General features: G+C 65.7%; 15 protein-coding genes and 1 tRNA gene. 6 read left to right on the top strand and 10 right to left on the bottom strand.

The window, feature by feature from the left end:
• The 3 genes from NP3_RS25530 to NP3_RS25520 all read right to left on the bottom strand — a co-directional run.
• A partial coding sequence (locus NP3_RS25530) for a PP2C family protein-serine/threonine phosphatase (RefSeq protein ID WP_169814581.1) occupies positions 1-811 on the bottom strand: 811 nt, incomplete at its 3' end.
• A complete protein-coding gene (locus NP3_RS25525; protein WP_014980860.1) occupies positions 808-1,275 on the bottom strand; it encodes an FHA domain-containing protein FhaB/FipA in 468 nt (155 codons plus the stop codon). The genes NP3_RS25525 and NP3_RS25530, both read right to left, overlap by 4 nt.
• A gap of 201 nt (positions 1,276-1,476) precedes the next feature.
• Positions 1,477-2,895 (bottom strand): FHA domain-containing protein, encoded by a 1,419-nt coding sequence (locus NP3_RS25520; RefSeq protein WP_063044134.1) that lies wholly within the window; start codon positions 2,893-2,895, stop codon positions 1,477-1,479.
• A gap of 222 nt (positions 2,896-3,117) precedes the next feature.
• Here NP3_RS25520 and NP3_RS25515 point away from each other — a divergent pair.
• Both NP3_RS25515 and NP3_RS25510 read left to right on the top strand, forming a co-directional pair.
• Positions 3,118-3,200 (top strand) — tRNA-Leu (locus NP3_RS25515).
• A gap of 225 nt (positions 3,201-3,425) precedes the next feature.
• Positions 3,426-3,938, top strand: a complete 513-nt coding sequence (locus tag NP3_RS25510) for a DUF2231 domain-containing protein (RefSeq protein ID WP_245721105.1) — start codon at positions 3,426-3,428, stop codon at positions 3,936-3,938.
• Between the two features lie 9 nt (positions 3,939-3,947).
• Here NP3_RS25510 and NP3_RS25505 read toward each other — a convergent pair whose 3' ends face one another.
• From NP3_RS25505 to NP3_RS25495, 3 genes are read right to left on the bottom strand one after another with little or no spacing between them, the layout of a single operon-like run.
• A complete protein-coding gene (locus NP3_RS25505) occupies positions 3,948-4,157 on the bottom strand; it encodes a CDGSH iron-sulfur domain-containing protein (RefSeq protein WP_063044133.1) in 210 nt (69 codons plus the stop codon).
• Positions 4,135-4,791 (bottom strand): HemK2/MTQ2 family protein methyltransferase, encoded by a 657-nt coding sequence (locus NP3_RS25500; RefSeq protein WP_063044132.1) that lies wholly within the window; start codon positions 4,789-4,791, stop codon positions 4,135-4,137. The genes NP3_RS25505 and NP3_RS25500 overlap by 23 nt, the downstream gene beginning before the upstream one ends.
• 28 nt (positions 4,792-4,819) lie before the next feature.
• The gene (locus NP3_RS25495) at positions 4,820-5,818 is read right to left on the bottom strand and encodes an iron-containing redox enzyme family protein (protein ID WP_063044131.1); all 999 of its coding nucleotides are present in this window, start codon (positions 5,816-5,818) and stop codon (positions 4,820-4,822) included.
• Between the two features lie 346 nt (positions 5,819-6,164).
• On the opposite strand from NP3_RS25495, the gene NP3_RS25490 reads away from it, so the two are divergent.
• On the top strand, positions 6,165-7,073 hold the full coding sequence (locus tag NP3_RS25490) for a DMT family transporter (protein WP_063044130.1): 909 nt from the start codon (positions 6,165-6,167) through the stop codon (positions 7,071-7,073).
• On the opposite strand, the gene NP3_RS25485 is transcribed toward NP3_RS25490, so the two are convergent.
• Positions 7,046-7,669, bottom strand: coding sequence for a TetR/AcrR family transcriptional regulator (locus NP3_RS25485; protein ID WP_063044129.1), 624 nt, complete (start codon positions 7,667-7,669; stop codon positions 7,046-7,048). The genes NP3_RS25490 and NP3_RS25485 overlap by 28 nt on opposite strands.
• Before the next feature lie 63 nt (positions 7,670-7,732).
• Between NP3_RS25485 and NP3_RS25480 the strand changes: the two genes are divergently transcribed.
• Complete coding sequence (locus NP3_RS25480) at positions 7,733-8,989, top strand: FAD-dependent oxidoreductase (RefSeq protein WP_084508962.1); 1,257 nt, start codon at positions 7,733-7,735, stop codon at positions 8,987-8,989.
• On the opposite strand, the gene NP3_RS25475 is transcribed toward NP3_RS25480, so the two are convergent.
• Both NP3_RS25475 and NP3_RS25470 read right to left on the bottom strand, forming a co-directional pair.
• The gene (locus tag NP3_RS25475; protein ID WP_063044127.1) at positions 8,990-9,466 is read right to left on the bottom strand and encodes an Rv1443c family protein; all 477 of its coding nucleotides are present in this window, start codon (positions 9,464-9,466) and stop codon (positions 8,990-8,992) included. It lies immediately after the preceding gene.
• Between the two features lie 41 nt (positions 9,467-9,507).
• Positions 9,508-10,350, bottom strand: coding sequence for a polysaccharide deacetylase family protein (locus tag NP3_RS25470; protein ID WP_063044126.1), 843 nt, complete (start codon positions 10,348-10,350; stop codon positions 9,508-9,510).
• 57 nt (positions 10,351-10,407) lie between these two features.
• Between NP3_RS25470 and NP3_RS25465 the strand changes: the two genes are divergently transcribed.
• On the top strand, positions 10,408-10,776 hold the full coding sequence (locus tag NP3_RS25465) for a MerR family transcriptional regulator (protein ID WP_063044125.1): 369 nt from the start codon (positions 10,408-10,410) through the stop codon (positions 10,774-10,776).
• 56 nt (positions 10,777-10,832) lie between these two features.
• Positions 10,833-11,600: an SDR family NAD(P)-dependent oxidoreductase gene (locus tag NP3_RS25460; RefSeq protein ID WP_063044124.1), complete on the top strand. Its 768-nt coding sequence runs from the start codon at positions 10,833-10,835 to the stop codon at positions 11,598-11,600.
• Here NP3_RS25460 and NP3_RS25455 read toward each other — a convergent pair whose 3' ends face one another.
• Positions 11,601-12,239 carry a class I SAM-dependent methyltransferase gene (locus tag NP3_RS25455; RefSeq protein WP_157124543.1) on the bottom strand — a complete coding sequence of 213 codons (639 nt, stop codon included), beginning with the start codon at positions 12,237-12,239 and terminating at the stop codon, positions 11,601-11,603.
• Between the last annotated feature and the right edge of the window lie 9 nt (positions 12,240-12,248).

Raw genomic sequence — 12,248 nt, 5'->3', positions numbered from 1 at the left:
TCGCAGCGGCCCGACCGGCGGCGGTATTCGGCGGCGGGCTGTCCTCGTCCTGACCCGAGGCCGCGCCCGCGACGATCGGGTGGCTCTGCCCGTAGTCCAGATCGATGACATCGGCGACGACCACGGTGACGTTGTCCGGGCCGCCGCTGCGCAAGGCGAGTTCGATGAGACGATCGGCGCACTCGTCGGTGCTGCCCTCGCGCATGGTGTTGGCGATGGTCTCATCACTGACCACATCGGAGAGTCCGTCGGAGCACAGCAGATAGCGATCGCCAGCCCTGGCCTCGCGCATGATCAGCGTCGGCTCGATCTCGTTGCCGGTGAGGGCGCGCATGATCAGCGAGCGCTGCGGATGGGTATGCGCCTGCTCGGGCGTGATCCGGCCCTCGTCGACCAGCGACTGGACGAAGGTGTCGTCCCGGGTGATCTGCGCCAGCTCGCCGCCGCGCAGCAGATATGCGCGCGAGTCGCCGATGTGGACCAGGCCGAGTTTCTTGCCCGCGAACAGGATTGCGGTGAGCGTGGTGCCCATGCCGTCGAGTTCGGGCTCTTCCTCGACGTGATCGGCAATGGCGCCATTGCCCTCGTGGACGGCGGTATTGAGCTTGCCGAGCAGATCGTCGCCGGGCTCGTCGTCGTCGAGATGGGCCAGCGCGGCGATCATCAACTGCGATGCCACCTCGCCTGCGGCGTGGCCGCCCATACCGTCGGCTAGTGCGAGCAGCCGTGCGCCCGCGTAGACGGAGTCCTCGTTGTTGCCTCGGACAAGACCGCGGTCGCTGCGCGCTGCGTAGCGGAGAACAAGTGTCACGATCGCAGCTCGATCACTGTTTTGCCGACACGGACGGGGGTTCCGAGTGGAACTCGGACTGCGGTGGTGACTTTCGCACGGTCGAGGTAGGTGCCGTTCGTCGAGCCGAGGTCTTCGACGTACCAGTCGTCACCACGCGGTGAGAGCCGCGCATGTCTGGTGGAGGCGTAATCATCGGTGAGTACCAGCGTTGAGTCGTCCGCACGTCCGATCAGCACCGGTTGGGTGCCGAGCGAGATGCGAGTGCCGGCGAGTGAACCTTGAGTCACCACAAGAAATTTGGCGCCCTTCTGGCCTCGGCTGAAAGACGGCAGCACCGCGGAACCGCGTGCGGCCCTGGGCTGGATCCGGATGCCGGATGCCGCGTAGATGTCGCTGCGCAGGGTGCGCAATACCGCCCACACGAATAACCACAACAGCAGCAGGAACCCCGCACGGGTCAATTGCAGGATCAGTCCCTGCACGGCGCTCCACCTCCTGTTCGACCGTGTACGTCGGTGCCGTAGGTGCGAGTTCGCCCCCACCGGCCTGCTGGTTTCGCGAGCCCCGGTCCTGGCGACGCGCGTGTGTTGGCAGCATCATAGGGCCGTGGGTCGAGTTCGATCACGATACGGCCGCAGAATCCCTGTACGCCATGTCGTGACCTGCACCGCGAGCTTACGGGATCAGACGATACGGATCAGGATCTCGGAGTGCCCGGCGCGGATAACGTCGCCATCGGCCAACTGCCAGTCCTGAACCGGGGAGCCGTTGACGAGCGTGCCGTTGGTCGAACCCAGATCCGAGAGCATCGCGGTCTGCCCGTCCCAGCGAACTTCGATGTGCCTGCGCGAAACTCCGGTATCCGGCAGCCGGAAGTGCGCGTCCTGACCGCGGCCGATGATGTTGCTGCCCTCGCGGAGCTGGTAGGTGCGGCCGCTGCCGTCGTCGAGCTGCAGCGTCGCGGAGTAGCCCGAACCGGCTTGTGCGCCACCGCCATACGCGGGCGCGGGGGCCTGGTAGCCGCCGCCCTGGGCGCCGTAGCCGGGCTGTTGCGAGTAGGCCTGGCCGTAGCCGCCCTGCTCCTCGGGCGCGGCGTAGCCCTGCTCGCCGTAACCCGGTTCCGCGTAGCCTTGTTCGCCGTAGCCGGACTGCGCGTAGCCCTGCTGGCCGTAGCCCGGCTGCTGACCGTAACCGCCCTGGTCGGCATAGCCCTGCTCGCCATAGCCGGACTGTCCGTAGCCCTGCTGTCCGTAGCCCTGTTCGCCGTAGCCCTGCTGCCCGTAACCGGGCTCCTGGTAGCCCTGCTGGCCGTAGTCCTGGTCGGCGTAGCCACCCTGCTGCTGGCCGTAGCCGCCGCGCTCGCCGTAGCCCTGCTGTCCGTAACCGGGCTCCTGGTAGGCCTGCTGGCCGTAGCCCTGGCCACCCTGCTGGTAGTCGTAGCCGTTCTGATAGTCGCCGTAACCCTGCTGCGAGTCCGGCGCCTGGTAGTCGGAGCCACCGCCGTAGGGCGCGCCGCCCCGGCCGTAGTCGTCGCGGTACGCACCGTTCGGCGGCCCGGGCCGCCCCGCAGGCGGCGGTGCGTACCCGCGGTTGCGTGGATCGGACTCCGCGGGCTCACGGCTTGGGTCGTAGCCTGAGTTCTGCGTCATGGGGCCAGCTCCTGGTTGCGGGTGTGCAGGTCGTTGTGGCGTGGGTTCGGGGCTGCGAGCCGCGGTGGCTCTGCGGCCGATGTCGGGATCGACCCGACCGCTGGCCCTGAACTGTCCGGTGTGCAGCGTAGGTGATGCCTCGAATGCCACGTGTACTTCGCCGTAGGTCTGCCAGCCTTGCTCGCGGATGTAGTCCTGAAGGTGTTTGGCGAACGCGCGGGTGGTGAGGTCGTGGTCGGCGTCGAGTTGTTGGTGATCAGAGGTGTTGATGGTGATCACATAACTGTTGGGCGCCAACAGATGTCCGCCACCCAGATCCTGGATATTGTCGGCGGCTTCTTGCTTGAGTGCCGCTTCCACCTCCTGGGGAACGACACTGCCCCCGAAGGCTCTGGCGAACACGTCACCGACGGCGCCTTGCAGGCGACGCTCGAATCGAGAAACGATGCCCATCTCGGCCTCCCTTCGGTGCGTGTCTGTTTATTCATAACAACGACACGCGGATATGGCGTGTCGCGTATCGACCACGTTCATTGCATGATATCCACGATCGTCCACACCTGTAACTCCCGGAAGCCAGCCTGGGTTCCCGCGCCTGTCCGGACCGCACTCGAGTGCCGTCAACAGGCGATTTCGTGTCTCGCCGACCTGCGTGATACTGTCTCCCAGTCGCTCGGGCGAGTGGCGGAATGGCAGACGCGCTGGCTTCAGGTGCCAGTGTCCTTCGGGACGTGGGGGTTCAAGTCCCCCTTCGCCCACAGATATGCGGAAAGCCGCAGATCAGAGAATTTTCTCGGGTCTGCGGCTTTTTGTCGTCTGCTGGGTTTTTCCTTGTGCGTCAGCGGGTTTGGTGAGTGCGGCCGGGTGTGGTGGTCGGGCGGCCGATCCGTACCTCCGTGTCGGCGTGTCGGTCGAAACCGAGTGGGTATGCGATCGGTGTGGCCGAGTGGTCCCACTCGATCGAGCGGCGCTAGGAGGTTGTCGTGACCGGTGACATGCAACAGGCCAAGCGCCCGGTCAGCGCGATGCTGGCCGGTCCGTACGGGCATCCGTTCCATCCGATCCTCGTAACGGTGCCGATCGGGGCATGGGTGGCGAGCTTGGTATTCGATATCGCCTCGCATATCGCGGGCGACCCGCAGTCACTCGCCCGCGGCTCGGCATGGCTCATCGCGGTCGGTGTGCTCGGCGCGCTGGTCGCGGCCGTGGTCGGTCTGCTGGATCTGCTGGCGATCCCGACCGGCACCTCGGCGTTTCGCACCGGCCTTGTGCACATGAGCCTGAATCTGATCGTGACGGCCGCCTTCGCCATCGACTTCTGGTGGCGGCAGTCCGGTGACGGACCGGATGGCGCCGTGCCGATGGGCCAGTTGGTGTTGTCGATCATCGCCCTCGCGGTGCTGGGCGTCTCGGGTTATCTCGGCGGCAAGCTCGCCTACCACTACGGCGTCCGGGTGGCCGACGAGACCACTCAGGCCTCCGGGTACCGACATTGAGTTCCCGTATCAGGGTTCGTGTCGTCGGTGCTTGCGATGGCTGGTGTCGCACAACGGGTAGTGCGACGAACGGCGGCACAGACACAGCGCGACGACGACTCGGTCGCAGTGAATGGTCCGTCCGTCCGGGGTGACGACTTCGACCGGCCCTTCGATGAGGGCGGGGCCATCGGTCGTGAGCCGGATCCGCCGGGGTTCACGGTCGGGGTTTGTCGGCACGGATCACCACCAGATCTTCTCGGTTCTGGCCGGGCTCGATCAGGCCGGTCGAGGTCAGCCACGGGGTCAGTTCGCGCATGACGGGACCGAACGGCACCGACGAGCGCGCCACGACGGCGGCCTCGAGTCCGCCCTCGCGGAGTTGGGCAACGGTCGTATCGGGATGGCACAGGCACGAATGCACGGTCAGCGCGACGCCGCCGGATTCGAGCAGGTGCGGCATCATCGCGCACAGGCGATCCAAAAAGGCCCTGCCCTTTTCTCCCGCGTTCCAGGCCCTGGCTGCGCCGCGATCGGGAGCGCTACGAGGAGCGGGAACGTAGGGCGGGTTGGCGAGGACGAGATCGAAGCGATCGGTTCCGAGTATCGCCTCGAAATCGCCGTGCAGGGCTCGGACGGTCAGGCCGCGCAGTCGGCAGTTCAACCATGCGGTGGCCACCGCGCGGCGGGAAACGTCGACCGCGGTGATGGTGCGGGCACCATGGTGGGCGGCGGCGACGGCGAGCGCCCCGGTGCCGGTGCCGATATCCAGTACGCGACCGCCGTGCGGGATACGCGCCTGCGACAGTGCGCGTATGAGCAACCGCGTGTCGTGCTGGACTCGATAGACGCCGGGAGCGCGGACCAACATCATATTCTCCGGATTATCCGTTCGGACCGTCCTAAACATCGGCGCCGGGCAGCAGGGAGCTGCGTCCGGCACGCCAGGCTTCGAAGATATGGTCGGCGAAGCGGTCCTCCAACATATTTGTGACTTGAATGCCCAGGACCATGGACTTCGCCAGCGCGGGCTCGTGCGCGATCAGGTCACCGATCACATCTGCGCGCATCAATTGTTCGTGTACCGCATCGGCTTCCACGTGTTCCTGGTAGAACCGCACGCAGGCCGGGTCCGCTTCGAGTCGTCGCAGGGCGTCGACCAGGCGTGACGACGCCGGTGACGAGCTGATTTCGACAGTCGCGAAATGTCCGACCAGCGCACCGCGCAGCGACCGATGTAAGCCGAACAGCGACATCATGTTCACCAGGGAAAGCATCGGTTCCGGGACAGCATCCAGGTAATGCAGATATTCGGCATCGAGGCCCGCGCCCGCCATCAGATCGGCGAAAAGTCGCGCGTGGATGCGTTCACCGCGACCGCCGCCGAATTCGTCGAATTCCACCGCGACCAAAGCAGCTTTGGCCTGTCCGCGCAGGCGCGGGATCACCCAGGCGTAGGGGTCGGCCTCTTTATGGTGATAGATCGACCGGTGCACGAAATACTCCCGCATTTGCCACCATTGGCCCTCGTCTCGGAGGAATCGGGACGGACCGGTGGATTCGATCGGGGTCACCAGAAGTGCGTCTAGCTCCGATTCGAGATCATCGCCTCCCGATACCTCCGTACGCATAGCGTCCAGGAATACGGTCTCCATGGCGGCTCGCAGGGCCAGCAATCCGGGATCCCATTCCCATTCCGGGTCCACCGCCGCGAATCCGTGATAGTGCAGCTCATAGCAGGTGTGCAGCGCAAGCTGCAGATCCTCGCTGTACGGGTCGAGCGATCGGGCCTTCGGCACGGGTTTGCCAGGTATTCCGCGCAGCAGCCCTACCACCGCCTCGGACAGGGCGCCGCGTGGGCGTGGCAGGGGGCGAGGTCGGATACCCGTGGGGACCGTCATACCTCCTCATACTGCCCGTGACCTCAGCCGATATCCAGCAGTGTCCGGGGTGACGACCGTGCTAGGCGAACCGCCATGCCGTTACCGCAGCAATAGCCGATCGCGCGTAGGCAAATGCCAAGGGTTTGCCGTGATCGGGCACCGTGATGACTCGTAGCCCGCTAGAAAATCGAATGACAGCTTGTCCGGGCGGTCTTTAGTATCGGTCGGGTGCACCGACTGTTCCTGATCGTCCCGCCACCGGCCTCCTGAGCGAGGTGCGGGACCGCGCGTCCTATCCGGCAGGTGAATTCGGTTGTGCACCTCGCTTCCGCGACCCCAATCCATTTCTGTCGCAGGAGCGCGAATGTCCACTGCTATATCCACGGCCAGCCGATTCGGGTTGGTCTGCCTTGTCGGCGCCGGACTGTCGGCGGGGACCGGCGGGCTACTCGGCATCATGCTGCTTCGTGCGACCGGTCTTTCGCCGGTATCCGTCGCCGCCTGCCGCCTCGCCGTCGGCGGGCTGTTGCTGATCGCTCTGCTGACCGTGACGCGGCGGCCGTTGCCGCGGGACACCTCGGCCTGGCGCAGGATCGGTGTGGTCGCGGTCCTTGTCGCGATCATTCAGGCGAGCTACTTCGGTTCGGTCGCGGCCTCGTCGGTGAGCCTGGCGACGCTGGTCACCCTCGGAATGTCACCGGTGGTCGTCTCGCTGCTGGAACATCTGACCGGCAGGCGGTTCCTCGATCGTCGGCGCGTGGCGACGATCGGAATCGCGGTGTTCGGGGTGATCCTGTTGGTCGGCGCGCCCGCCGATGACGCGGCATCCGGCGGGATATTCGCCGGTGCCGCAATGGCATTGGTATCCGCCTGCGCCTTCGCGACCCTCACCCTGATCAGCGCCCGTCCGGTGCCCGGCCTCGACGTGATCACCACAACGGGTTTCGCCGTCACCGGCGGTGCCGTGCTGCTGACGCCGCTCGCGGCGATATCCGGACTCACCTTCCACCCGACGCCACGCAGCGTTGTCCTGGTGATCGTGTTCGGGCTGATATCCACCGCCGTGGCATACACGCTGTACCTGCGCGGCCTCTCCGAAGTCGGTGCGGGCACAGCCGCGGTGCTGGCCCTGCTCGAACCGCTGACCAGCACGATCTTGGCCGCCGCAATTCTCGGTGAGCGGCTGACCCCAACCGGTCTGGTCGGCGCGGCATTACTGACCGCCGCCCTCGTCCACACCAGCCTTCAGCCGGTGCGATCATCCGACAGGTGACCGCGCAGTGCGATCCTGGCCGCTTCGTCGACGACGGCGGAGACCGATTCCGGCGCAGCACCATGTGCGGCAACCGAATTCAGTACGGCATCGACCGCTCCGACCAATGCGCCGGTGAGTGCCGCCGCCTGCACGGTGTCGATGTCATCCGGATATGCCGTTCGCAGGGCAACCGCGAGTTGTTGTTGCAGAGCGGCATTGCGTAGCAGCGCGCCCGCGCGCAGGGCCGGGACCTCGGCGATCAAGCGGGCTCGTACCCGGGTGAGTTCATGGTCGAGTGGGAAGCTCCACGCCGCCGCGCCGCTGAGCTGCCCGAGGACCCGCAGGAGCAGGTCGGCGGGGCGATCGTGCGGCGCACGGATGTCGAACGCCTCCCGCAGCAGTCCTTCGTACAGATCGTCGTCGGCGAAGATCACCTCATCCTTGGCCGTGAAGTAGTTGAAGAACGTCGCATAGGACACGTTGGCGGCCGCGGCGATCTCCGCCACCGTCGTGTGGTCGTAGCCCTTCGTGCTGAACAGCCGCAGTGCGGCCTCGACCAGCGCCTGCTTGGTGCGGCGTTTCTTCTGTTCCCGCAGTCCGAGAGGCTCGCTCACAGTGACGATTGTTACACAGAATACAAACTTAGACAGTATCTAAGTTTCTGTTAGCGTGGCCGCATGACGGAGCGAACACAGTGCGTTGTCGCCGGTGGTGGCCCGGCCGGAATGATGTTGGGCCTACTGCTGGCTCGCGCCGGTGTCGAGGTGACGGTGCTGGAGAAGCATCGTGATTTCCTGCGGGACTTCCGGGGTGACACGGTGCATCCGTCGACCTTGCGATTGCTCGATGAACTCGGACTCGGTGCCCGTTTCGCTCGGCTGCGCGCCGAGCGGCTCGAGCAGATGCGCATCCAGATCGGCAGCACCACGACCGTACTGGCCGATTTCCGCCGAATCCCGGGGCGGCACAAGTACATCGCCATGGTTCCCCAATGGGACTTCCTGGATTTGCTCGCCACCGCCGCGGCCGAAGAACCGTCGTTCACGCTGCGCATGGACAGCACTGTTACCGGGTTGCGTCGCAACGGCTCGGGACGCGTGACCGGGGTGTACTACCGCGACGCCGATGGCGCGGACTGCGAACTCGCTGCCGAACTGACCGTCGGTTGCGACGGCCGATGGTCGGCCGTACGCCGCGAGGCCGGACTGGCTGTGGTCGACTTCGCTATCCCGATGGACGTGTGGCAGGTACGAATTCCCAAGCACGACAATGCCCGCACCGGTGAAGTGTTCGGCCGGTTCGGCGACGGGCAGGTCGCGGTCACCATGGACCGCGGTGATTATTTCCAGACGTCATATCTGATCGAGAAGGGTGCCGATGAGCGGCTGCGTGCGCGGGATATCGCGGAATTCCGAATCCGACTGGCCGAGATGTTCGGCTGGCCGGAGCAGCAGGTGGCAACGGTGCGGTCCTGGGACGAGGTGAAACTGCTTCGCGCCGAGATGAATCGGCTGCGCCGCTGGTACGGCGACGGCGTGCTGTGTATCGGCGACGCGGCCCACACGATGTCGCCGGTCGGTGGCGTCGGCGTCAATCTGGCCGTCCAGGATGCCGTCGCCACCGCACGCATCCTTGCCGAACCGCTGCGGCGCGGACAGTTGACCACCCGCGATCTCGCGCGGGTCCAACGCCGCAGATCACTGCCGACCATTGTGGCGCAACGGTCCCAACGCGGCGAACACGACCTGCTGCTGCGTCCCGCCCTGGCCGGGACCCTCGACGAGCGCCGCCTCCCGATGCCGTTGCGAGCATTGCGGCGCATCCCGGCGTTGCGCGGCCTCACCGCCTACCTCGGCGGCATCGGCCTCCGTCCTGAACACGCCCCGTCATTCGCCTACCGGGCGCCGAACCTCGACTCCGTAGAACAGTCGTAGTCAGTGATCGCGCGCCGGGGCCCTGAGCTCGACAGCGCCGTTGGCGAGGACGGTGGCGAGTTGGTGCCAGCGGCGGTGGCGATGGCGGAACATCAGGTGGACGAAAATGCGGGTCGGGGCGCCGCGCAGACCGGACTCGATTTCGATTTCGTCGGTGTAGCGGCAGCTGGATTCGGTGATCGGCTCGAAGGTGAGGCGGTGGTTCCAGGTGCGGACGGGACCGCCCCATTCGTTGGTGTAGATCTCGCGGGCATCGAGCCGCATCAGACGCAGGTGATGACGCCAGGAGGGGATGATGCCGAACCACCAGAGGCGGGCGGAACCCTGGGCGCCCGGTTCGACGTGGTCCGGGATTTGCAGTTGTGGCACCGAAAGGATCGGTGCCACAACGTAGGCGAACAACTCCGGCGTCCGTGCCAGTGCGCATGCCACCTCGGCGCCGATCGGCAGCTCGGTAGTTAGGGTTACCTTACTCATAGGTGAATCATGGTCCTCGGCGGCGCTGCTCGCAATAGCTTTCACACAGCTGCGGCATCGGCGATCTCGTCGCTGGTGGCGAGCCAGACACCCGGATGGTTCGCCACATAATCCAAGGCCTGCTCCAGATATTTGATGCGGAAGGCCTGGCCGATGACGAAGGGGTGCAGCGCAAGAGCCATGACACGGCCGGACTCGTCATGGAGCCGGTCCAACTGGTCCTTGACGATCTGCACGAAATCCGCACCGCGCAAACCGGTTCCGAGGAACAGGCCGATGTCGTTGAGTTCGACCGAGTACGGAACGCTCAGCACCCCGGGCACATTGAGTCGATACGGCTGATCGTCATTGGTCCAGTCCAGGACATAGTCGAGGCCGAGTTCGGCGAGCAGTTCCGGGGTGTGGAAGGTCTCGGTGAGTGCGGGCCCCATCCAGCCGCGCGGGCGGCGGCCGGTCGCGCGCTCGATGGTTTCGACGATATCGGTGAGGTAGGCGCGCTCGTCGTCGATCGACATATCGGCCTGGAAGATCGAGTTGTTCTTGCCGTGCGCCAACCAGGTCCAGTTCCGCTCCCGCCCGGCAGCGATGATCTGCGGATTATGGTGTGCGACATCGGAGTTGAGCAGGGCGCTGGCGCGGATGCCGCACTTGTCCAGTGCCTGCATCACCCGCCAGATGCCGACCCGGGGGCCGTAGTCACGCCAGCCGTAATTCAACGGATCCGGGGTGAGGGCGGCGGTGCCCTGGAAGATGCTGGTCGAGGGTCGGTCCACCTGGTAGTGCTCGATATTCAGCCCGACATAGAACGCGACGCGGGCATCGCCGGGCCACCGAATCGGTGCGCGGTCGACGATCGGGCTGTAGTCGAAGAGTGCGTTGTCCATGCCGCCTATGCTCGAACCATCACATACATGTGAAGGTCAAACCAGAGGTGGAATCCAATGCGAATCGGAGAACTGTCGGAGCGCACCGGCACCTCGCGGCGGCTGCTGCGCTACTACGAGGAACAGGGTCTCATCGTCGCCGACCGGTGCGCCAATGGCTATCGCAGTTACGACGACCGCTTCGTCGACCGGGTCCTGCAGATCCGCGGCCTGCTCGACGCGGGCTTGCCGACCCGCATCATCAAGCAGATCCTGCCCTGCCTGGACAAGCCGCGCACCATCTACTTCCCGGACGCGACCCCGGAAATGCTGGCCACCCTGGAGCGCGAACGCGACCGCATGTCCGACCGCATCCGCTGCTTGTCGCGCAACCGCGATGCCATCGCTGAATACCTCGAGACAGTCCGCGAGAACACCGCCTCCTGACCTCGGTTCCGCCAGAACCTGTTGACTCCTAATGAGAACCTGTTCTAATTTTTGGCATGCGTAGATTTGACGGCCGCCGCGTATTGGTCACCGGAGCAGGATCGGGTATCGGGCAGGGGATCGCCCTGCGGCTGCTCGATGAGGGGGCGACGTTGGTCGCCGCCGATATCGATGCGGCCGGTCTGGAGAACACCGCGGCCAAGGCGGGTGACGCGGCCGAGCGGGTGCGCACCGTGCAGGTGAATATCGCCGATATCGAGTCGGTGCGCGCCGCGACGGGCGAAGCGGTCGAATTCCTCGGCGGCCTGGATGTGCTGGTGAACGCGGCGGGGATTCTGCGGCCCGCGCGCACCGAGGAGATGCCGCTCGAGGTGTGGAACCAGGTGATCGGGGTCAATCTCACCGGGACCTTCCTGATGACCCAGAGTGCGCTGCCCGCGCTGTTGGAGTCCGGCCACGGCGTCGTGGTGAACCTCTCCTCGACCGCGGCCTTCAGCGCCGCGCCCTATCTGGCGTCGTATGCGGCGTCGAAGGGCGGCGTCAATGCCTTCACGCACGCGATCGCGCTGGAATACGCCAAGCAGGGGCTGCGCGCGGTGAACATCGTGCCCGCGGGCATCACCAGTGGGATCACCACCAAGTCCATCCTCGATCAGCCGGAGGGCTTCGATCCGAAGTTGTTCGCGCGCATGACCGGCTGGCTCAACGGCGGTGCGCTCGGCAGTCCGGAGGATATCGCCGGTGTGGTCGCCATGGTCGCCTCCGATGACGGTCGTTATATGACCGGCACGGAGATCCGCATCGACGGCGGCGCACTGATGTAGTCAGGCGGGTCGGGCGACGAGCAGGTGATGCGGAATCGGTGGATCGGCCAGTTGCTTATGGTCGACGGTGCAGCCCGCGCCTTCCAGCGCGGCGATTACCCCGGCCACCGGCCGCAGCGTGAAACCGTATGCGGTGAACGGCATTTTCGCCATCACGTCCGGATCGCCGATACCCACGACGAGGCTGCCACCGGGACGCACGACGCGCACGAGTTCGGCAAACGCGGCGGCCAGATCCGGCACGAAGTAGACGGTGTTGACGGTGATGGCGGAATCGAGTGCGTCATCGGACAGCGGCAGATCGGTCATCGAGCCAGGCGCGAGTTGCATTCGGCCCGTACCGATTTCCGCGGCGAACTTCGACTTCGCCCTGGTCAACATGCTCGGCGAGATCTCGAAACCGTGCACCGTCCCGTTCGTGCCGACCCGCTCGAGCAGCATCGAAAGTCCTGCGCCACCGCCGAATCCGACCGTCGCGCCCGCGGCGATATCGGCCGCATCGACCGCGCCCGCGATGGCGCGCTTATTACCGCGATTGAGCATGACGGCGAAGCCCTTGCCGAGCGTTCCGTGCGGATTGCCGAGTTGACCGGCAATCGTGGACAGCACGCGGGTCCGGATTCCGTTCACAGCGCTCATAGTATCGAC

The organism is Nocardia pseudovaccinii NBRC 100343 (assembly GCF_001613225.1).
In the GTDB taxonomy this organism is placed as follows: domain Bacteria; phylum Actinomycetota; class Actinomycetes; order Mycobacteriales; family Mycobacteriaceae; genus Nocardia; species Nocardia pseudovaccinii.
Note: the sequence above shows the minus strand (reverse complement) of the source record. Positions and strands in the feature narration are given on the sequence as shown.

Bases quoted from the DNA above. Each gene is read 5' to 3' on its own strand.
- NP3_RS25520 (WP_063044134.1), bottom strand. From the start codon at position 2,895: ATGGGCATCGTTTCTCGATTCGAGCGTCGCCTGCAAGGCGCCGTCGGT.
- NP3_RS25500 (WP_063044132.1), bottom strand. From the start codon at position 4,791: ATGATGTTGGTCCGCGCTCCCGGCGTCTATCGAGTCCAGCACGACACG.
- NP3_RS25495 (WP_063044131.1), bottom strand. From the start codon at position 5,818: ATGACGGTCCCCACGGGTATCCGACCTCGCCCCCTGCCACGCCCACGC.
- NP3_RS25490 (WP_063044130.1), top strand. From the start codon at position 6,165: ATGTCCACTGCTATATCCACGGCCAGCCGATTCGGGTTGGTCTGCCTT.
- NP3_RS25480 (WP_084508962.1), top strand. From the start codon at position 7,733: ATGACGGAGCGAACACAGTGCGTTGTCGCCGGTGGTGGCCCGGCCGGA.
- NP3_RS25475 (WP_063044127.1), bottom strand. From the start codon at position 9,466: ATGAGTAAGGTAACCCTAACTACCGAGCTGCCGATCGGCGCCGAGGTG.
- NP3_RS25470 (WP_063044126.1), bottom strand. From the start codon at position 10,350: ATGGACAACGCACTCTTCGACTACAGCCCGATCGTCGACCGCGCACCG.
- NP3_RS25465 (WP_063044125.1), top strand. From the start codon at position 10,408: ATGCGAATCGGAGAACTGTCGGAGCGCACCGGCACCTCGCGGCGGCTG.
- NP3_RS25460 (WP_063044124.1), top strand. From the start codon at position 10,833: ATGCGTAGATTTGACGGCCGCCGCGTATTGGTCACCGGAGCAGGATCG.
- NP3_RS25455 (WP_157124543.1), bottom strand. From the start codon at position 12,239: ATGAGCGCTGTGAACGGAATCCGGACCCGCGTGCTGTCCACGATTGCC.